This window comes from Dyadobacter sp. (genome assembly GCF_039919315.1).
Taxonomy (GTDB): domain Bacteria; phylum Bacteroidota; class Bacteroidia; order Cytophagales; family Spirosomataceae; genus Dyadobacter.
In genome coordinates this window covers 16,994-38,218 of sequence record NZ_JBDSFX010000027.1, presented here as the reverse complement: position 1 = coordinate 38,218, position 21,225 = coordinate 16,994, and the positions used below count along the sequence as shown (strand labels likewise).

Here is a 21,225-nt window from a genome sequence, read left to right as displayed (position 1 = left end):
ACTTTAACCTCGTTTGAAAAGCTTGCTTAAATTGAGCATATAGTGAATGCTAATCCGGGATGCCCTGAAGAAACCCGTCTCTGAAAAAACGGAGTAGAAGTTTGCAAAATGGCCTATTTCAATGTTGATGAGCCTGTTATAGCTTATTCCTCCCTGAGCTCCGATGAAAGTCGATCTATAATTGCCAAAAACTCCACTGTAATGGAACCCTAAATAAGGGCGTATTTTGCCAAAGCCAATGTAGCTGCCAGCGCCAATTTCGAACGTTTTCAAAGTCACTTTTTCAGAGTTTATCTGCGAGTATGGAATAACCACATTGGGAGTCATAAACAACCCACCTTGAAAAAGCGGTTTCGAAACCTTCTTGGAAGGTTCATCCTAACGCCAACACCATACGTTAATTTTTGCGATACGTCAAGGGGAAGCTCATGCCAATTTTCCAAACCTGCATTAAGATCCAGATCGAACGTTAATCCATTGTCGGTAACGGGAGAAACGCTGTTTTTGCCCGAGAAATACTGGTTGTAGTTTTCGATATAACGTTTTAATGGCTTTTCGAGGTAGCCGGGTATAGCACTGCCGAATTTTTCGGCGTCTCGGGTCAGTTCCGCGAGCTGCCGTTTGTATTCATCATATACCAGCAGATATTTTTTTCCATCGACTTCTTTGTTGAACGGGTAATTGTACAACTCGATCAATTTGTCTTCCTTCTCAACAAAGAAATGTGATTCTTCGGCTGTATTAACAAACTCATATAACCTGGCCATCTTACCACTTACAATTTCTTGCAGAAAAATCTGAATGGAATCTTTTGCCAGGAGAGAAGGAGCAGTGGAGTAAATTTGATCCAGCGTGATATTTAGAACTCCTATCTTTTTACTCTTGTAAAGCTCACCAGTTCCTAAAATGAAGAACTCATTGATCTCGTAAACTGAAAATTTCTCTTCCAGGTCATTCTCTTTTGTTTTAAACTGAATGTTGACGGGACTCTCTGTCCAACCTTCGTGCCTGATGAAGCCTTTGACGGTATCCTTTTCCATGGTTATGATGTAACCTTCCATTAGTTTGCTTTGAGAAAAAGATGTATTGCAAACGATTAATTGAGTGATGAATAGTGCGGTTACAAGTTTAAATAAATGCATAGCGGACATGAAAATAATTTAGTTTGATTGTTGTGTCAGATGATACCTTTTATCACTCGGAGCGAGGTAAATGGCGAGTTTTGCTCAATAGCTTACGGCTTAATATAAGTGAATACTTTGAGGCGTTGAAGCTGCGCAGCGCCAACTAGACAAATACCTTTCTGTCCGCGGTGTATCGGAATTCGGCAGAGAATATGTTTTTGGTAATGCCACTACCTATGGCAAGATTATTGCCAAGATAAATGTGATCAGTCCCAAACCAATCTGCTTTGAATTGCCGGGCGTAGATTTTTGCGACGTAATGTACATTGAGGAAACCTTTCAAGTTATCATTCAGAAACAGATAATACCTGATCCCAATCGGTGCTTCAATAGCCCAGAAGATTGGTTTATTCGGTACACTTGCACTCGAAGATTTCACTTTATAATGTTGGTATGTGGGTTCCAATAACAAAGCCCATTTTCCCTTATTGAATGGTGCGATATATTCTAATCCTGCTCCGAACCGAAATGTTAAATTGTGCTTTAAAGAATGGTTCATGCCAATAGGTATACCCACATACGGTTTGTAACGTGTATAATCGATGCCGACATGAAGCATCATATTGAACTGACCCGTCCGCTTTGTGGAGGGATGAAGCACGAATGAGGAGTCTTTGCAGGCACTGTATTTAAGAAAACACATGGTCAGATCTTCCTTTTTGTATCTGAGACGGGCTATATACTCCCGTCCCAATGACTTGCAGCTCAGTTCATTCCACAATTGCTGCCTGTATGCGAGGTTGGTTTCAACTTTTCCTTGTTCACCCAAATAGTTTTTATGGATCAACGGGATGATATCTCCACTGGCCCGGCGGAGGTAAAATTGCGTAAACTGATTCCTTTTATATTCATACAAAGAGGCTAGTCCATTTACGACTACTCTCAGGAACAGCCTTTGCTGAACCCAAACCGGATTTTTGTCAGCGCTCGTGGGTTTCAGATCTGCAATAGCATAATCTATTGGAACATCGGCCGCGATGAATGTGGCGCCACTGTCAATCCCAAACTCCTTTATTTCGGATAAAGTGCCGAGCAACAGCTCACCGCTCATGCCGAACCTGTATTGAAATGTATCCGGATTATTTTCCCAATCGTTATTTTTAATATAGCATGTTATTTTTTCATCGTGATTGTCAATAATGTATCCTTTTTCAAATTTAATTTGCGAGAGTGCATTGAGATGAACCATCATTGTAATCCAAAATGTAAGTGTGCACACAAGTTTCATAGTTAATTTATTGTTTTTTAGTTGATACAAATACATAGATTTTCTGTGTTAAATATTTGCATATTTAATTTCATTTTGAACCGGAAGTAATTAGGGGAGTTGAGTTGGGTACCCTTCTGCAAATGGATTTGTTTACAGGAGGGTTTTGGTTTTAGCGATCCTTAAAGTTCACAGAGAGCTGTCAGCATAAGAAATCGAATTATAAGTTAGCCCATTTCCTATGTTCGATGACTTTTAATAATAAGAGCAATTTAAAAATAGAATTAGGAACTAGATTTCGTTTCCAATAGTTCTTTTTCCATTTCAGCAGCATCTTCGTTTGCGAAATTTGTAAGAAAAATTCTTGAAGACGGTAAACCGAAAACATACGACTTTTTATCATTAAAAACTATTTTATATAAATTCAGGTATGGCCTTAGGGGTCTTATCGTCAACAGTTCATTCTTTGAATAGTGTGTTTCTCCCATGATGCTCTGAATTACTATTTCGCTGGAATTATATTTTACCGTTGAAAAGCGAGATAAAGGATACGTGGTTAATAAAACTATTGATCCGAGAAAAAGTTTTACTACATATTTCTCATCATCCCAAAAATAGGAAGTTGCCAGTCCCAGGCCGAAAATAGCTAGGAAGCAAATAATCAATCTCATTTGCAAAGCGGAGCCTTTGGTACTTATATATTTGTATTTCATGGTTCTTTACTTTGTGGTATTCTAAATTTAATTCCAAGATCGAAAAAGTTTGCATCTACTACCACACCAGCACCACCTTTATATGATGAATTGACACCAACTTGAACAGACGATTGTCCGGTAAGTTTATCTGTTTCGTATTTACCATAAATTGCAAGAGTTGGCAATGGCAATGCCGCTGCAACTTGAACCTCTGAACTTCCTTCACCTGAGGCTCTGCCACTGGAATTCAGTTGATACTCCACTTTAGCACCACCGCCTACACCTGCCGCATAATCGACACCGTGAGAAACTGTCATAGTCTTTCTACCTTTTTCATCTGGCTTAGAAATATAATCTAAGCTGGCCTTTGCTTTTTCTTTAGTATCATATGAAGCTTCTCCCTTTACCAATCTCGTAGAACCGGCGTTCATGTCTCCGCCAACTCCTTCGCCGATTTTCAGGGCTACTCTTGACCCCCCTGTAACTTCAACACTGCTTTTTCCATATATGCTTATATTTTTTGAAAGATATTTTTTAGCGCCGCCAAATAGTTTTTTGAAGTCATCACAGATAGGGCAATCCCCGTTCTGATCAGAATATCTGATCGGATTATTCCAACCATACTGATAGACGCTTAATTGCTCCTGACTTTTTGTAACGGGGTCGACAGCAGTAAAGCGACCAGTCAGCGGGTCGTAAAATCTCCTTTTGAGGTCCATATACCCGGCCCCGATTTGTTTTTCACGGCCTAAGAATGTGTACCTATTTATGCCGTTTCTGGTATTATGAGGTTGTATTGGGTTGTTTTTGTCAATCTCCAACCCAAAAGGATAATAATCCGTCCGCTGCACTGTTTTCCCGCTCTCATCAAAGACTACCCGCACATTACCTAAATGATCTTTAAGATAATATTCGAATCGAAGAGTGTCACCTTTTCCAATTACTGCCTGCCCCTCGCTTGTGGCTAACCTTTTGAATGTGTTGGCTGCATTGTATTCGAAAAGGCCTGCATATTTGAAAGTCAGCGTATCGCCTGCATATTTGTGCTTGGTGCCGGCGGCATCATAGTCGTAGGTAAAAGCGTTGGCACCAATTGTAACCGTCTTTGGTAGATTCAGGTAATTATAAGTCAGCACCGCCCCATTATTGCCATCGCTGGTAATGTTTCCATTTGCATCGTAGGTGAAGGAACTGCTGCCCGCTTTCATTCCCTTTGCATTACCGGAAGCATCATTGACCGCCGAAAGCCGATTACCGGCGTAGGTATAAGTAAGATTATCAACCGCTGAACCAGCCCTGACCAGATTTTTGATGTTGCCATTGAAATCGTAACTGATCCCGTTTTCTACGTCGAGATAACCACCAAGCCCGGTGGAGCTTTTCAGGCGGCTGGCTCCATCATAAGTAAAAGATAAGCCCTTCGTCATTGTGTTTTCATCCGGGCCACTCCACAGCATGGACGAGATGTTGCCAGAGGAATACTGCGGGTTATAGAGCACGTTGTTGTAATTGAGCGCAAATCCGTAGAATGGCGTATCGTTCGCCCCTTTTTTGTAAAAAGTCCAGGCCTCGGTTACCCAGCCGCGCATGTTATTCACATAATCGGTCCTCCTACGAAATTTGGTCGGATCACCGGCATAGCCATGAAGATATTTGGATTTGAGTTGGCCCAGAATATTATAACGTTGCGCTACCGTATAGGCCTCTTTGGTCTTATTACCAACGACTACCAGTTCTTTGACATTTAATAGTCTGTCCGCATGATCATAAGCGAAGGTCTTAAGTACACTGTTTGTTACTGCTCCGGTAAGCAGGTGTTCGGTTTTCTCATGGTCTACAACAGCTGCCAAATCGTACTTGTATTTAGTGGAGATACGTTCAATGGCCGTGGCTCCCAGATCATACAATTGCCGTAGTGTTTGAATTGGACGGTATTCTGTATCATAATGTATCGTGCTGACCAGCCATTGTGCTCCCTGGTTCAGCATCCTTGCCCGGCTTCCGGTTTGTTGCCCTTTCACCGCGCCATTGTTGGCTACGGCTAAAACATTGACATAACTCTGGCTACCAGGGAAAGTGTAATCATCAAAGTAAATTACTTTCAACAGATTGGTTTCTGCCACGGCAGGCAATGTGTTCCCCAATGTATAGCCAACGCCAGCACCTGATTTGTCTTCATGGTGGGACAAACTGCCATTGAATGCGGACTGATGATTGGAGCGACTTGACGCGGAAGTGACTTCTCCGGCCATGACCGGACGGTTAAAAGCATCGTATTTAGTAAATCCCCAAACCCCTCGTGCAAACTGATTGGCATCCTGTGACATTACCTGACGGTCGAATATGTCATAAACCAAATCGGTTTTTCCACCACCCGGGACATACTTGCTGATCACACGGCCATGCTCATCATAATCATAAAGAAAGGCGTAATTGCTCGCACTCGGATCTTGCTGGTACTGCGGTTGCAAAACAGCCCTGAGAAGACCAAAATCATCAAAGACATAATAGGTGGCCAACGTTTCATTTCCGGATGCAATCACTTTTTTACAAATCAGACGGCCCTTGATGTCGGTAAATTCAATGCTTTCATAGTTCTGATCATCCAGGGTTTGCCTGCGATACAATGTTCCGGATGCGTAGTTACCGCCCGATGATATGGTTTGGAATATATCGGCATTGGTTGTGTATGTATAAAGCTTTACTTCCGAGCCAGAATTGGCCGTGTAACTGAAATTAGATGATCGGCTCCTCGTGCCCGGCCCCATTAAACTTAGCGCACGGTTTGCCGGGGAAGCCTCAAAAACGGTCTCAGTGTAAGGCCTGGTAAGATTGTCGTTGGGCGTTGGTGTTGCTTGTAACCCTGCTGAATTAGCTAAATACCAGCTTGCAGCCGCAGAGGCAGCATTGGCTTGGAAAGTGCCGTTTGCACCCCCAGCATAAGGCAGATAGCTCCTTGGCTGGCGTCCGTACGAATCATATTCGACCGGAATAATGAGATCGCTACCAGCCGTACTCTGACCAACAGAAACAGTTTGCGACGGTCTGCCTAATCCATCCAGGTACTGCACTTGAATGTTCACCTTACTAACATCATTGACCGGTGCGCCGGTTTGTTTGAAAGTTCTTGAAAGGATAAAATTCTGACTGGCTGTTTGGGCATATGAACGAAGTGAACTAACCAACAGCAACATATAAATGATATAATGTTTCATAGAGCTGGAAATAAGTGTGTGAATTATTGTTTTATGATGCGGTGCGTTGTGACAGACCCATTGGTACCAGTAAGTTGAATGATGTATGCACCAGCCGAAAGATGGCCTAAATCGATTTGGAGGCCTGGTTTTTCAAACTTGTGTACCAGTTTGCCCCGAACATCATAAACTTTCAAATGGCTGATTTTTTGTAGCTCTGAAGATTCCAGATGGAGCTGTTGGCCTGCAAGAATTGGGTTGGGGAACAGTAGCGTTTCGTCATCAAAAATCAGGACCTTGATTTTACTGTGGGCGTAGCTGCCATCGCGATCAACCATTTTTAAACGGTATAAATTTTCACCCGGAGCAGGACTGCCATCCCGGAAAGAATAATATACCATACCCGTACTTTCACCCTGAGCTTCGATGCTGCCGATCCTGACCCAAGCCTTACCATTTGTACTGTGCTCTATGTCAAAGCGCTCGCTGTTTGTTTCCTCGGTTGTGTTCCACATTAACAAGGCTGTATTGCCTTCCTTGACAGCATTGAAGGTGACAAGCGTGACCGGAAGGGCACCCTCCTCTGAGATTAGAAACAGTGCAGGCGGAACTACTGACCCTGTTGCAGAGATCAGCTCGCAGTCAATCACCTGGCCTGCGTAATTATAGCAGTAGGATGACCGGGTGTTTCCAAAGTTGTCCTTGATAGCCTTTAATCTTTCTAATGCGTCGTATTCGTACACAAGGTTTTTACCTGCCGGGTCGATGATTCGGTTGAACCCTACCAGTGGTGCATAGATGTAAGAAGTAGTCAATGAGCCAGGCAGGGCATTGCGAACAGCGTCCAGTTTTGTTTTTATGGTAGAAGGATCTGTCATGTCTGCCATTTGCTGAAAGGATGTTCCGCTCAGTGCAGTGGCCACAGCAGCATTGTCGGCATTGGGTATTTCAGCCACAGGATGTTGGCCTTTGTAAGCCCAGAGGTACGAAAGGTTGTCGCCATTGTTGAGCAATAAACTGAGTGGGTTTCCCTGTGTATCGTAGTTGGAATATTTCACAGCCTCACGGTACGAAGCCGAAGCTGTTTCATCCGTTGTCCCGCCATAGGCTGCAAAAGCCCCAATGGAACCGTTCAGGCCTTTGAATTTAAATTTCTTATATGGCATCAGTAAAGACGCAACATTGGCATTGCCAGGTACGGATTTATAAGTCGTTACCGTGGCATCAATCACTTTGCGGTCGGCTGCTGACTTTTCTAATATGGTCGTTTGCTCCAAAGGATAACTAACCATATTGGCAGTGATCATGGATTGAATGAAAGCCGCTTTGCCAGGCGTATTTTTGAAATCAAGCGGATATTTGAAATTGCCTTCCTCAATTGTGCCGTTACTTTGGGTTACCCGCTTTTTGGTCAGCTGCAAATGGTCGGTGTTGCCGTATTCATAAGTAGTGGTAGTGCTTACCGGACCGGCGCCATTTAATCCGTAATCGACCACTGTTTCGGAAATCTTGCGGGGCCACCCTCCAATAATGTAAAGTCCCTTTGTATAATAAAGGCCATAAGTGATTTGTCCAGGGTCATCCACAATTGGTAATGTGTATGAAGTGACAAATTCATGATGCAGAGCGGCGACTTTGATGCGTTCAAAACTATAGCCGTCGTATAGATAGGTGATATCTTGCTTAATATTTCCATTCAAGTCTTTAGTGACTATTTTCTTGGGGAAAGTCCGCATGAAATCATAGCTCTGTAAGTTACCCATTTCTTGATATGGGGTGTTGTCAAAAAGCATCGTTCCCGACCCGTTGCTAATATCTTTGTAAGTGTTAAAAGCCCATTTACCCTTTTTGTCGACCCTATCCTGATGCGAAGTGAAGGAGTAATCTTTTACGAAATCAGATGTTGTCTCTTTTACATCCTTATAGTAAAGGGGGATCAGGCTCACGGGATTGAAGGGAGCGGAAGAGTAGACCATGTTGATGCCACCGACGGCAACGCTTACATCCAATTCGTAAACAGATTCCTGGGCTATTACTCCACTGGATAGGCTGGCATTTGCAGCGTCTTTATAAGTGAAACTTCTGGTTATAGGCGTACCGTCAACAGCCGGGTAATCTTTCATAGAAGCTACTCTGACCCCTCCATAGCTTACGGTATTTGCAGTGGTTTTTTTGAAGGCTTTCACATAAAGAGAAAGCTGGAAACCAACATCGCCCATCGTGAGATTACATGGGCTGTAGGCATTGGCAGCAAATAAGTTTTCACCGGTATAAGTGCCTGCGTTCAACGTGACACTGATCCAACCATCATCATTCAGATCGGTACAATTCACATTAGAGCCCGGCAATGCATAAACCTTCATATCCACTCTTGTTGGGGCAGTAAGAATTAATACCGGGTTTGGCCCCTTTGTTATTCCATCAGGTCCGGCGGCTGTGCGATTCCAGTAATAATTGTAGTCCTCCACCACCGTTTTCGCTTTACTGATCACCACATCCTGCGAATAGCTATACTCATTCTGTTGGTAGTCAATTGTGGTATATCCTTTTGTAGGGTATACTAATTTTTCGAGCGCACCTATTTTGGTCAATGCTGTCCTTGGTTCCAAATCCACGACAGCTATACCGGGAATGAGAGATGGGTTATCCTGGCCATTGTAATAGCCAAAATAATCTACCTGAGTGGTGTAACCGTCGATGCCGGGAGGGATAACTCCATTATAAAACATCTCATATGGCGGCAGCCCATCTTCGCCAAAAGTCAAAAGCTGCATATTGGCATCATATGCAAATGTGAATTGTTTGACCTGGATTGGATTAGGTAAAGTGCTGACTACCTGGATAGTATTTAATTTACGGATCGTCGAAACCTGGTTGTTCGACAGGGTTTTGGTGAATTCGGCAGAATTGAAATTGATTTCCCAAAGGCTTCCTTTAATCTTCTGAAGGTAGATCTCGTGGGAAGTATTGGTATTGAAATTAAAGGTGTGCGTACTGCCTTCGCCAGCACCGACATCATAAAAACCCATTTTTTCTGTCCGCCCCAATTGAAGCCTTTTCTTGACTGTGCTGATGCTGGAGTACTCGAGCGTGACGCGGTCGCCTTTTGCGCTGACAATTTCCGATAGGTACCATGCCGTGGTATCCCACGTATTTCCAGAATCGATTCCCGCGGAAAGCTCATAATTCTGAAACGTATATTTGGTGCCATCTTCGGTGGTAATGATCCACTTAATGATGGATTGCAGATCATTATAGACAGTTTCGGTCCCGATGAAAGGCGTTATTTTAATCCTTTGATCGGAAAGCACCTGTGGTATGCCATTCTCATCAAAAACAAACTTCCCGGAGTAACCCATAAACTCAAATGAGAACTGATCGGGATAGTTATCATTCAGATTCTCAACTACATTAAGGGCCTTGAATTTTGCAAAGTCAGGGCTCAGATCGTCTACCATGTTTTTAATGGCCATTGCCTTGGCCAGGTACCCCACATTGTTTAATTCGTCCCTTCTGCCTTTAACTACCCGTGTTATCTGACCGGTGGCAGCCAATGACCATCCGCGGCCGCACCATGCCGGCATATCATCCGCTTTGAAGCCGGTATAGTGATAAGACAAGGATACGGGTATCTGAATGCTTCCCTCTGTTGCCGTGTAAATAGGAATACTAATATTGGGTGTACCAGTGCTATGATTAATATTATGGCCGCCGAATTTGCTAAGCTGCGCTGCTTGTGGTGAGGGGAAAACCAGCTTTTCTCCTTTTGGCTGGGCAAGAATGATGCTCGTTTGGAACACCAATCCCAGACAAATCAGTAGGATTTGCTTCATGAGGATAATTGTTTTGATTATGTGATTGTAGAGAATGGTCGTTACAGCTTTATTTTTCGGACTGAGTTCGAAGGCCTGGACTGTAGCGTCGCCCGGTCAAACTCTTTACCACCAAACATGTAAAGGTTATTTTCCTTGTCTGAAAACGACGAGCCGGAACCGATCACAGAAATGTCGTTTTGTGGAAGAATTCGCCAATACCCCGATTTGAGGGAATAGATCCAAACATTCTTTTCAATGTAGATCATCTTATGGCTAAAGGAACTTTGACCGGCCGCAAGAAAAAGGTCGCCATTTTTACCTGTCCAGGTCAGGGCTGAAACCCTGTAACCGGGATGGTTGTGTGCATGCTCCGGCCCTGCGGACGATAATGTTAGTGCTTTATTCAGTTCACTTTCCCCCATTTGCCTCTTCCAGATGTCCGTGGCTATATCGTAAAACCAAAGATCGGACAAGGCACCTAAATCATTTGCAGAACTGTCGTAACCCATTCCTCCATAGAGCCATAACTGGTTTTTCTCCTGGTCGTACCAGGTGGCAGAACTCGCTCTTGGGGTCGGGGAATTGTCCTTTGAGCTCGGATTTTTCTTGTCGTAGCCAATTGGCAGGTTTGGTTTACTTGCCCCTGAGACCCATTGCCATCGATTGGATGAAGTTTCAAACATCCACAAGTCGGAGAAATAATCATTTTTACCTTCTGTCTCTGGCTTATAAGCGATACCTCCAAAAAGCCAGAGATTTCCATTCTTATCTGTCCACGAGCTGGCTTTAGACCGGCTTCCCGGATAGTTTTCGGCGGTTGGGGATTTCTTGTCGCCCCGAATTTCCAATTGGTTGAATAATGCTTTGCCAGACACCTTTGTCCAATTGCTGGTCTTGATATCAAACTTCCACATATCATCCAGATGGTAAAGATCTGCGAGATACCTTCCCCCGTAGAGCCAAAGATTCCCATCCGGATCAACCCAGGTTGATCCATCTCTTCGAGGAGAAGGTTTGTCGGCAGGTTCGTTGCCATTGATGATAACACTGTTTCGGTCTCCTGAAATTAATTTCCAATTGTTATCGACAGGATCATATCTCCACATGTCGCGAAAGATGCCCCATTGCTTATTTTCATCCAGGCCGATGCCGCCAAAAATATAAAGGCAACCCTTGGGATCAGACCATGTAACCGCCTCGGCCCTTGGAGAAGGCAGGGTCCTAGATCCATAGTTATATTCCGGATCCTCGTTTGTCTTAAGTTGACTTTGCTTGTCAAGTTGTGATGGGACCGTTTCCCATTGCCGCTCCTGGGAGCGTACCCCTATGGTAGCCAGTAAAAACGGAAAGATCAAATACTGTAATCTTCTCTTCATACACTTGTGGTTAACAGATCGGCAGGCCCAAACCTTTGATCTGAGGGTTAAAAAATGAACTGTAGAACCGCAATAGCATGCTTAAAGCACGACAATTCCAGCAGACCTGAACTGAGGTTAGGCTGAGGTAATGAAGGAAGTGAGATTGAGTAATGGATCTTCACTTTGGAAGATCGTTTCTGCCAGGGATAATCCTGCGGAAGTGTTTTTCAGATTGGAACGGAAGACTTAAATAAACTAACTAGCGGCAAGTTAAAGTTAAATACATAGGTCGCAAACAAAATACTATGAAAACTAAGAAGGCGGATCGCTAGGCTGAACAGCTTCCGACAGGAATATGGAGCAATCAATTAAAAACCCTAATCAACCTCATTTCGACTTAATGATTTTCTCAGTGACCATTTTACCATTGGTCATTTCAACACGTACCATGTAAATTCCGGTTTGCAAGCCAGTTAGGTTCAAACCGTCGGATGATATGTTGGTGAATTTCCGGATAGACTGTCCCAGCGAGTTCAGAATGCTCACGGATTTTACATTGGGCAGTTTGGAAGCTGGCAAATACAGTTTGTCAGCCACCGGATTTGGGAAAATTGACATCAGTTTTTCGCTTGGGAAGGATACATTTTCTATTTTGGAATATGAGAATGTTCCGTCGGTATCGATCATTTTTAACCGATAAAGGTTTTGTCCAGGTACCGGTGAATGGTGGATGAATTCGTAGGAATGGCTGCCGGGTTTGCTTCCATTGGTCATCACAGTGCCAATTTTCTCCCATTGTTTACCGGTGCTACTATGCTGGATATCAAAGCAATCACTGTTAATTTCTTCGGAGGTTGTCCAGGTTAGCCAGGACTGTGTTTCCTGTTTTTGGGCATTGAAAACTTCCAGCGTTACGGGCAAGGAGGATTCAGCGCGCAATTTTAGCAGTGGGTCTCCCAGGATCAGCTCGGATTCCTGGTAAGAATGCGCATATCGGTAAGAATTGCTGATATTGAATCCCTGGGACAAGTATTTATATGGGCCGCCTTCATTGTATAACTGCTTCAAACCGCTCTTTCCAGTTTCAGTAAATACGCCCAGGTTTTCACTAAATGCATGCACGTTCAGTACATTACCCTTGCCGAGGTACCGTCCCGCCAGGTAATCGGGCCCGTTGAAGGCACCGACACTGCACGAATACAGATCGATCAGCCTGGTATTCAGTTGCGGCAAGTTGGCAATGTCCTGGTTGTAAATCCCGAACGAATGATAGTTCCAGGTGCCGTGTAAGGTCAAGGAAAAAATCTCATACGATCTATTCCCCAGCTTGTTGATAAAATCGTTCTTCCAAACCGGATCTTCTCCCGAGTAATCCGGGTCCTTTGTCCTGCCGTATTGCAGCACTTCCGCGGAAGTCCAGGCACCATTCGTTTCCGCCAGATCCACCACTTCCTGCTCACTCACAAAACCATCGGTAATAAGTACTTTTTTCTCAAAAGAAATGTCCCCGCTGCGGAATGCATGTACTTTGTTGAAATAATTGACGAGGTAATCAATCTTTTGCTCCGTGTTAAAATTGACATCGGGCAGTACCATACCCATGGAAACCATTGCATTTTGCTGTTGAAAAACTTCCGGCCTCACTTCGGTAGGAGGTGTAGCACAAAAATCCTGACGATCGAAAAGTTTGAAACGGTCTTCACCCGCGTAGTATTCGAATGTAGTGTATAACGGGTGTGCATAGTATGAGAAAGTGAATTGGACGAATGCGTTTACCGGCTGTCCGTTATTGTCAAGCATGACCCGGTAACCCGTTAATGCAGCATTGCCTCCGAGAAAAAACAGATAGGTCAGATTTTCATCCTTGAATTTCCTCCGAATGTCCAGGTAAAGCGTTCCTTTTTGAAGGTTATCGTCTTGAATATAGTATTTTTCAATCGTGAGCATCGGATTGCTGGCCGCAATGTCATCCTCGTAGGTGTCAAGAGCAGCATTCAGCCGCGCATTACCCTCGAATTCTTTGTTGATGATGACCAGCATTTTTTCAGGTTTGGGAGCAGGTGCAGGTGCGGTTTTGAAAGGTATCCACGCCAGATCCGAACCCGTGCACCGATCACCATCCAGACCGAAGATGGCACCCCAAAAGAGGTATTCCTTAAAAGGTAGCAGGCCGCCGATCGTAAAATCAACGGTACGGGCTGTCTTATTGATGATTTTTGAAGATAAATAACTGGATGTAATGGATGGGTCGTTGCAGTTAACCACTGTACAGGCAGGTTTGGCAGTCAAAACCATATGCCCGACGGATTCAATATTCACGGAGGGCGCAAAGTATATGTGTATATCAATGGCACTTTCGGGCCGGGCGGTATTGGGTGTGATATTCACCGTAATGTCATGAGCGGAAGTTCGAAGGTTTGAATTGACTGGTTGATCTTCAATGACTTTTACGCCTTTCCCTTCCTGCACAAGTTTGTATCTCTTGCCTTGGGCGAACAGATTGCCCGTGCAGATCATCGCTGCTAATAACGTGAGAAGTAAATAGTGTTTCATGAACGGTCTGGTTTAGGTTGGCGCTCAACTCATAGACAAGAAATCCATTGCCGACCGTTGCAGTAACCCCCGAAATTCTTGCCATCATTGGAATGTATTCTCTATTGAAAGTAAACAATTTGTATTTTTGAAGATGCAGCAGTCAAAAATTCCCCGTCTTGAAATAGAAGCATTTGAGCAGACCAATTTTCAGGTCCCGTTGCTGAAAGTAGAGCCTTACCTGCCTGAGGAAACCTATTTTAGCATTAAGAACCGAAAGGATTATCCCGCGAAAGACTACATCTCGCCTAACCGGAGGAATTTTTACAAACTCATGCATGTGACCGAGGGCACGGGCGTGTTGACCATTGGTTTGTATCAATATTTGTTGGGCCCCGGAATGATGGCTTTCATACATCCTGACGAAATCATCTCGTGGCATTCGGAAGGGCCAAATGCGGAGGGACATTTCTGTCTGATCCATCCCAATTTTTTTGATAACACGGCACACATGCTAAACCTGTTCAGGACGTATCCTTATTTCCAACCGGAAAAGGCAGTAATACAGCTTATTAATGATCAGTCGGCACAAATCAATCAATATTTCGAACTGATATTCCGGGAAGAGCAGGGGACGAATGAAGACAAGAAACAGGCGATATTTTTGCACCTGCAACTGATTCTTCTGGAAGCACAACGGGCTGGTAAAAATCTGGCGGACGTGGGTGTTTCAGAAAGTTACAGCTACGTTCATGGATTTCTGGCATTACTGGAATCCGCATTTCAGATACAAAATCCGTCAGATCTGGTAAAGACAAAAACAGCTGCGGGGTTTGCAGATCAGTTGCATGTACATCCCAATTATCTGAATGCGCTGGTGAAAAACCAGACTGGGAAAACACTCCGGGAACATATCCAGGAAAGAATGCTTTACGAAGCAAAGGTTTTACTGAAACACACCGACTGGGATATTCAGTTGATCAGCGGGGCGCTGGGATTTGCAGAGCAGGCCAGTTTTACGACATTCTTTCACCGAAAAGAGAAAATTTCGCCTTCCATATTCCGGAATTCTTTCGTTTCGGCCATTCATATTTGAAACTCACAAATATGCCTGTTGTTTGAATAAAGAACAGCTTCCGCAGTCCTGTTTCCTTTGTATCATAAAATTAATGATATATGGAAACGCAAAGAAAAACATGGTTTGTGACCGGGACCTCCCAGGGTTTAGGTCTTGTATTGGTTCAAAAACTCCTATCCCAAGGCTACAATGTGGTAGCAACCGCCCGCAATCTCGACGGACTTAAAGCTGCAGTAAATGTAACGTCGAATCACTTTCTGCCACTTCAAATGGATCTGATCAATGAAGAAAGCATTGCAAAAGCGGTCAGCCAGGCCATTGAGAAATTTAAAACCATTGATGTACTGGTTAATAATGCCGGCTATGGCCTGATTGGCGGAATAGAAGAATCCTCCAACCAGGAAGTACAGGCTAATTTTGATGTCAATGTATTTGGATTACTGAATGTGACGAGAGCTGTGTTACCGCACATGCGCGACGCGAAATCCGGCCATATCCTCAACATTTCATCTGTTTTCGGCTTGATTGCTGGCGCGGGCTGGGGTGTTTATTGCGGTACCAAATTCGCAGTGGAAGGTTTGTCAGAAGCATTGGCGCAGGAAGTGAAGCCATTTGGTATCCATGTGACGATCATTGAACCAGGTTACTTCCGTACGAACTTCCTGAGTGGCGGATCGATTGTGACCTCAGCCAACCCGATCGCCGATTATGCTGAAATTGCAGAAACCAAGCGTATGCATGCAGAAGACATTCCGGGTAACCAGCCGGGCGATCCTCAAAAAGCAGCCGAGGTAATGATCAATACCGCCCAATTACCCGAGCCTCCATTGCGCCTGCTACTCGGTTCAGATGCTTATCAGTATGCCAATTATAAAATCAAAACGCTGACTGACGGCATTGAGGCTAATAAAGAGATTACATTTTCAACAGATTTTTAATCATATTAAATGAGCATCAAACAGGAGATTTTCGTCTCCTGTTTGATGAAAATCTAGTCGTATTTCATCTGAATTGCTTTGATCTCACCTTTACCGGCCTTATTCCCCGACACATTAATTCCAATCCTCGGTGCCCTGTCCCAGCGCGGCAGCCAGGGCGTTTCTATCTTTACCGAACTGGCCAGGGAGTCAATTTTCTGACCTTTTACATCCCAGCTGAATTCGTAAAAGCGCCCATAGCGACTTTGTAGCCTGAGTTTAATGTCCTTATATTTTTCCGGAATGTCCTGTTTTTTAATGACTTCGTGGACACCGTCTTTAATCTGCCACAATTCTATACGATTGTCGCGGACGCCATAACCGAGTGCATTGTTGGCATCGCCGTATACAATGATGTTCTGTGTCAGATCATTTTTAGCAACCACATCCGCTGTGAAAGTGTAGTTGCCTTTTTTAATGGTTAAGCCAATAAAGTTACCCGTGCTGATGTGGTTATCATTTTCGATTTGAAGTGCTTCATTTTCTACTGCAAATGAAGGTTTTGGGAAGCTCACATCATAAACCCACGGCGCCTTCAATGTGTCCTTTTCATAATTGATCAAAAAGTCAAAATTGGTTACTGCACTCGCGCCCATTGGTGACTCGGCCTGTGCGGGAGGAGTTCTGCCGTACTTGAAAGCCGGCCATTTAGCAGCTTCATCCCAAACCAGTTCGCTCAAAATTCCCTGGCGCCCTCCAAATGTGAAATCGACACCATTATATGCGTGGTGCAGATAGAAATAGCGATTATCGGGTGTCACCACGACCGTTCCGTGTCCGGGGCATTTCCAGGTTTCGTCCCCAAAAAGGACCGGATTGCCGGTATATTTTGTCCAGGGGCCTTGCAATTTTTCAGCTCTTGCGAATCCTACCTGATAGTCACATTTGTCCCCGCAGCAGGCATTGCCGGAATAAAGCATGTACCAGTAATTGCCCCTTTTGAAAATAGCCTGCCCTTCCGCCCCACCAGATTCCCAGCCTGCAGGATCGGCTTTGATCAAACTGAATTCCTTACCGATTACCTTCAATCCGTCGGGAGCAAGTTCAGCGCCGAGGATCTCGATTCCCCTGTCTTTGTCCAGTCCATACGCTTTCCAGGTGACGAATAATTTCCCTTTATCCTCCACGATGAATGCATCGATCGCCTCTTTGGTCCATTCAATGATCACTCCGTGGTCTTTAAAGCCCTTTTTCAAATCCTTGGTACTGGCCACTCCGATAAATGATTGCTTATCAGATTTCCGTCGGGCAGTATAATAAACGTAGAATGTACCATTGCGAAAAAACAACTCCGGCGCCCAGAAACTACCCATGGTCCAGGCAGGCAACTCTGCAAATACCGGCCCTACATACTCCCAATCCACCAAATTTTTGGAACTATAAATAGGGTAAGCAGGCCCCCACTCCGACGAAGTTCCGGCTGCATAATAAGTGTCTCCTACCCGAATAATCGAAGGATCAGCAAAATCGCCCGCAATAACAGGATTGCGATAAGTTACAACCGGCCCGGAATTCAGCTTCTGGGCAAAAGCGTTTCCGATCGAAAAGAGTAGCAGCGAAAAAAGGATATATGCAAATTTCATTCTCTCATGGATTGATTCGTCCGACTAAGGAAAGGATTTATTTCAACATAAGGTGCCAGCGGAGGGTATTTTCAGTGGTATTGGAAGAAAAATATAGAAATATTTGCGTTTCTACGAAATATTCGTAGATTTACGAAAAGATCGTAGATTTATGGAAAAGTTAACACAACAGGAAGAAGACGCTATGCAGGCAGTCTGGAAAACAGGTGAGGGAAACGTCAAATCGTTTATGCAGGCGCTGGCAGAACCGTTTCCACCCTACACCACATTGGCTTCGACCATCAAAAACCTTGAAAAGAAGGGATACCTGCAAAGCCGGCTGATCGGCAACTCCTATTTGTACGCTCCGGCGATATCGGAAGAGGCTTATAAGCAGAAGTTTATGGGAAATGTAGTGAAGGATTATTTTGAAAATTCTTACAAAGAACTGGTTAGTTTTTTTGTGCAGAAGAACAATATCTCCGCCGATGAACTGAAAGAAATAATTGGATTGATTGAAAAAAAGGATCAGTAGACTCAAACCAGCATAGCCATGTCTCCATTCATCGAGTATATCGTCAAGTTATCATTAGGCCTGACCGTCATCAGCATCTTTTATCAATTTGTACTAGCCCGCTATACTTTTTACAACTGGAATCGCTGGTACTTGCTCGGGTACAGTGCACTTGCTTTTGCTATTCCATTTATCGATGTTGATCAGGTGCTTGAGCAAACCAAAATCGCCAATAGCAGCGTGGTTTTAGCTGTTCCCTCCATTGCTACCATTGCATATTCGGCTACTACCCATGTTCCTGCGGCAATGCAACGGTCGGATTTCAACTGGCTAACATTATTGCCCTTTATTCTTCTGATCGGGTCACTTGTTTTGCTGGCGAGATTGGGGATACATTTTGCTTCCTACCTGAAAATGGTCCGGGAATCCGAGCTTATTTCTGACGAGGACATCAGAATCTATCATAGTGCGAAAGACATCGTACCGTTTTCTTTTGGTAATGCCATTTTTATCAACCCCACATTGCATACTGACGATGATTTGAAGGAAATAGTCCTGCACGAGTTCGTTCATGTAAAGCAAAAACACACCTTCGACATTTTGTTTAGCGAGATTTTATGCATCCTGAATTGGTATAATCCATTTGCATGGCTAATCCGCCACGCAATCCGCCAAAACCTTGAATACATTGCCGACAGGGCTGTTCTTGAAAATGGAATTGATGTGAAGCGGTATCAATATCTGCTTCTGAAAGTGGTAGGCGTGCCGGAATTTCGAATCGCCAACCAGTTTAATTTTTCATCACTGAAACAGCGGATTGTGATGATGAATAAAATGAGGACGGCGAGGATACATTTGATACGGTTTTTATTTGTGCTGCCATTGCTGTGCGTTTTGTTGATGGCTTGCAGAAATAATATCGAGACGTTGGTAGATGGAAAAAAAGCACAGGACAAAAACTTCGTTTATGTTGCCGGATTGCTATCGGATGCCATAACGGGAAGGCCGGTCGAGAACCTGCCATTGAAGCTGGATATAGGTTCGAAATTTAAAACCACCATATACAGTGATGCGGAAGGCTTTTTTCATTACAGGATTGACTTGGATGCGTACAAAGATTCGGTAGTCTATTATGGAATTGAGGGATCAGGGGAATATAAAACCTTTGGCATGGGTTCAGTTTTACAAAGGGATGCGGTTAATGAAAGTCGTTTTTTTATCTTTTTCCTTAATCCAAAAAAGGAGAATGAGGTGGGGCAATTTCCGTACTTCGCTGACGGCGACGATTTCTTCACAAACGGTAAAGCAACCGACGTCGGAAGCATTAAGACTTATTTGATAAAAAGAACTGCGGACTTTAAGGTAGAGAATGATTTAAAACGTGCCTTTAAACAGGCATATCCAAAACCAAAGGAGATGCTTACCAAATTTGGAAACGGGTATTTTGATCTGGGTGGAACACTGGTTGGCTACGAATCGCAAACTGAACTTTATCTGGATGGAAAGAAAGTTTCGCACCAAGAAATTAATAAAGCTTTTGACAGTCAGTTGATTAAGGAGTCTTATTCAGTAAGAAGTGACAGCAAGCAGTTTGATGCGATCAATAGTAAAATGACCTACTATACTTTTCCAACTCACAAAACTGCTCCGCCAGCTTACCTGATCAAAAATAACTATGAAGTAGTGGATGTTAATGAATTTGATACCACGGCCTTCGACAAAGATGCCTATTTTCTCGACGGCTTTCGGCAGACCTATGGGATAGGGAGCAACCTCAAACCACTGAAATCGGAAATAAAGCGGGTGTTTCTCTTCAAAGGAAACCTTGCCAGGTACTACGACCAAAAACGCGACAAAATATGGTGGATTGAAACCAGGCCGAAAGGCGAAGTGTATCAGAGGCCAGCACTGGCATCTTATTAGAATGGCTTTTCGTTCAACATGGATCAACAACTATCGACACAGCTTACGAATAAATTATAAATTTGGGGCGAGTATCATCATTTAAGTCCCGATATGTTTTCAATAAAAGATCTGTTTTCAATATTTCGTCGTCCATCTGCAAGTCCAAAAACGCATCAAACATATTATCTGTCACTTTGTTGCATTATAAAAGATGAAAATCAATATCTGGAAGAGTGGATCGACTACCATCAGAAAATTGGTGTGGAGCATTTTTTCATTTACGACAATGGAAGTGCGGTGCCGATTCGCGAGACTATGAAAACACTTGCAAGCGGGGCTCCTGTGACGGTGATTGAAATGCCAGGGAAAAATAAGCATATCAAGGCTTATCAGCATTGTCTGGACAAATTTGGCGCTACCTCTAACTGGATCGGCTTTATTGACACGGACGAATTTATCGTACCAAAGACGGACAGTGCTAGTCTGGCTGAATTTCTGAGGGATTATGAAAGTTTTGGAGGATTAGGGCTGTCCTGGCTTATTTTCGGATCCAACGGGCACATTCAAAAACCTGACGGGCGCCAGCTAGCCAATTTCACAAAGCGTTCGGACGTCAGTTTTTCTCCCAATAGACATATCAAAAGCATTGTGCAACCCAGGTTTGTTCAGTCGGCGTTCAAGTCACATTGCTTTAAATATAAACAGGGTTATACTTGTGTAAATGAACATTACACACCGATCGACGGCCAGACGGCTGATGTGAGCGTCGATAAAATTCAGCTGAATCATTACTATTGCCGATCATTGGAAGAATATCACCAAAAGGTGACGAGAGGTATCAGCGATACTAAGCGCAAGAGAAAGTTAGAAGAGTTTCATTATCATGATCTTGAATCCAACTTAGTGGAAGATACTACGATTTTGAATATCCTTGATAAACTGAACGGTGGGATTAAATAGCACCAGAGAATAGCTATTTCAATGAACAAAAAAGGACCTAACGTTGCCGTTAAGTCCTTTTTGTCTATTGTGGGCCCACCTGGAATCGAACCAGGCACCTACTGATTATGAGTCAGTTGCTCTAACCGAATGAGCTATAGGCCCTTATTTATTTCCTGGAATCGAACCAGGCACCTAATGATTATGAGCGGACGCCGCGCGGTCAGTTGCTCTAACCGAATGAGCTATAGGCCCTACTTTGGAG

Annotated in this window: 14 protein-coding genes and 1 tRNA gene; 5 read left to right on the top strand and 10 right to left on the bottom strand. The window is 43.8% G+C overall.

The window, feature by feature from the left end; all coding sequences use genetic code 11:
- Positions 1-3 precede the first annotated feature (3 nt).
- The 8 genes from ABIO93_RS08120 to ABIO93_RS08085 all read right to left on the bottom strand — a co-directional run bounded on the left by ABIO93_RS08120 (position 4) and on the right by ABIO93_RS08085 (position 14,006).
- The gene (locus tag ABIO93_RS08120; protein ID WP_348066353.1) at positions 4-327 is read right to left on the bottom strand and encodes a hypothetical protein; all 324 of its coding nucleotides are present in this window, start codon (positions 325-327) and stop codon (positions 4-6) included.
- On the bottom strand, positions 324-1,061 hold the full coding sequence (locus ABIO93_RS08115) for a hypothetical protein (protein WP_348066351.1): 738 nt from the start codon (positions 1,059-1,061) through the stop codon (positions 324-326). The genes ABIO93_RS08120 and ABIO93_RS08115 overlap by 4 nt, the downstream gene beginning before the upstream one ends.
- A gap of 226 nt (positions 1,062-1,287) precedes the next feature.
- Entirely contained in the window at positions 1,288-2,376 is a 1,089-nt protein-coding gene (locus ABIO93_RS08110; protein WP_348066349.1) for a hypothetical protein, read from the bottom strand.
- Between the two features lie 299 nt (positions 2,377-2,675).
- The gene (locus ABIO93_RS08105) at positions 2,676-3,104 is read right to left on the bottom strand and encodes a hypothetical protein (RefSeq protein ID WP_348066347.1); all 429 of its coding nucleotides are present in this window, start codon (positions 3,102-3,104) and stop codon (positions 2,676-2,678) included.
- The gene (locus ABIO93_RS08100) at positions 3,101-6,301 is read right to left on the bottom strand and encodes a DUF6443 domain-containing protein (protein ID WP_348066345.1); all 3,201 of its coding nucleotides are present in this window, start codon (positions 6,299-6,301) and stop codon (positions 3,101-3,103) included. The genes ABIO93_RS08105 and ABIO93_RS08100 overlap by 4 nt, the downstream gene beginning before the upstream one ends.
- Before the next feature lie 23 nt (positions 6,302-6,324).
- A complete protein-coding gene (locus ABIO93_RS08095; RefSeq protein WP_348066343.1) occupies positions 6,325-10,113 on the bottom strand; it encodes a T9SS type A sorting domain-containing protein in 3,789 nt (1,262 codons plus the stop codon).
- Positions 10,114-10,154: 41 nt separating this feature from the next.
- The gene (locus tag ABIO93_RS08090; RefSeq protein ID WP_348066341.1) at positions 10,155-11,471 is read right to left on the bottom strand and encodes a kelch repeat-containing protein; all 1,317 of its coding nucleotides are present in this window, start codon (positions 11,469-11,471) and stop codon (positions 10,155-10,157) included.
- Positions 11,472-11,840: 369 nt separating this feature from the next.
- The gene (locus tag ABIO93_RS08085; protein ID WP_348066339.1) at positions 11,841-14,006 is read right to left on the bottom strand and encodes a T9SS type A sorting domain-containing protein; all 2,166 of its coding nucleotides are present in this window, start codon (positions 14,004-14,006) and stop codon (positions 11,841-11,843) included.
- Positions 14,007-14,139: 133 nt separating this feature from the next.
- Here ABIO93_RS08085 and ABIO93_RS08080 point away from each other — a divergent pair, with 133 nt between their 5' ends.
- Complete coding sequence (locus ABIO93_RS08080; RefSeq protein ID WP_348066337.1) at positions 14,140-15,081, top strand: helix-turn-helix transcriptional regulator; 942 nt, start codon at positions 14,140-14,142, stop codon at positions 15,079-15,081.
- A gap of 80 nt (positions 15,082-15,161) precedes the next feature.
- Positions 15,162-16,001 carry an oxidoreductase gene (locus tag ABIO93_RS08075; protein WP_348066335.1) on the top strand — a complete coding sequence of 280 codons (840 nt, stop codon included), beginning with the start codon at positions 15,162-15,164 and terminating at the stop codon, positions 15,999-16,001.
- A 53-nt stretch (positions 16,002-16,054) separates the two neighbouring features.
- Here the strand turns inward: ABIO93_RS08075 and ABIO93_RS08070 are convergent, their stop codons facing one another.
- Complete coding sequence (locus ABIO93_RS08070) at positions 16,055-17,623, bottom strand: glycoside hydrolase family 43 protein (protein ID WP_348066333.1); 1,569 nt, start codon at positions 17,621-17,623, stop codon at positions 16,055-16,057.
- Between the two features lie 151 nt (positions 17,624-17,774).
- On the opposite strand from ABIO93_RS08070, the gene ABIO93_RS08065 reads away from it, so the two are divergent.
- From ABIO93_RS08065 to ABIO93_RS08055, 3 genes are all read left to right on the top strand, one after another.
- Positions 17,775-18,137: a BlaI/MecI/CopY family transcriptional regulator gene (locus ABIO93_RS08065; RefSeq protein ID WP_348066331.1), complete on the top strand. Its 363-nt coding sequence runs from the start codon at positions 17,775-17,777 to the stop codon at positions 18,135-18,137.
- 18 nt (positions 18,138-18,155) lie between these two features.
- Positions 18,156-20,039, top strand: a complete 1,884-nt coding sequence (locus ABIO93_RS08060) for a M56 family metallopeptidase (RefSeq protein WP_348066329.1) — start codon at positions 18,156-18,158, stop codon at positions 20,037-20,039.
- A gap of 93 nt (positions 20,040-20,132) precedes the next feature.
- Positions 20,133-20,981, top strand: a complete 849-nt coding sequence (locus tag ABIO93_RS08055; protein ID WP_348066327.1) for a glycosyltransferase family 92 protein — start codon at positions 20,133-20,135, stop codon at positions 20,979-20,981.
- 70 nt (positions 20,982-21,051) lie between these two features.
- On the opposite strand, the gene ABIO93_RS08050 is transcribed toward ABIO93_RS08055, so the two are convergent.
- Positions 21,052-21,125: transfer RNA gene (locus tag ABIO93_RS08050), tRNA-Ile, on the bottom strand.
- Positions 21,126-21,225 lie beyond the last annotated feature (100 nt).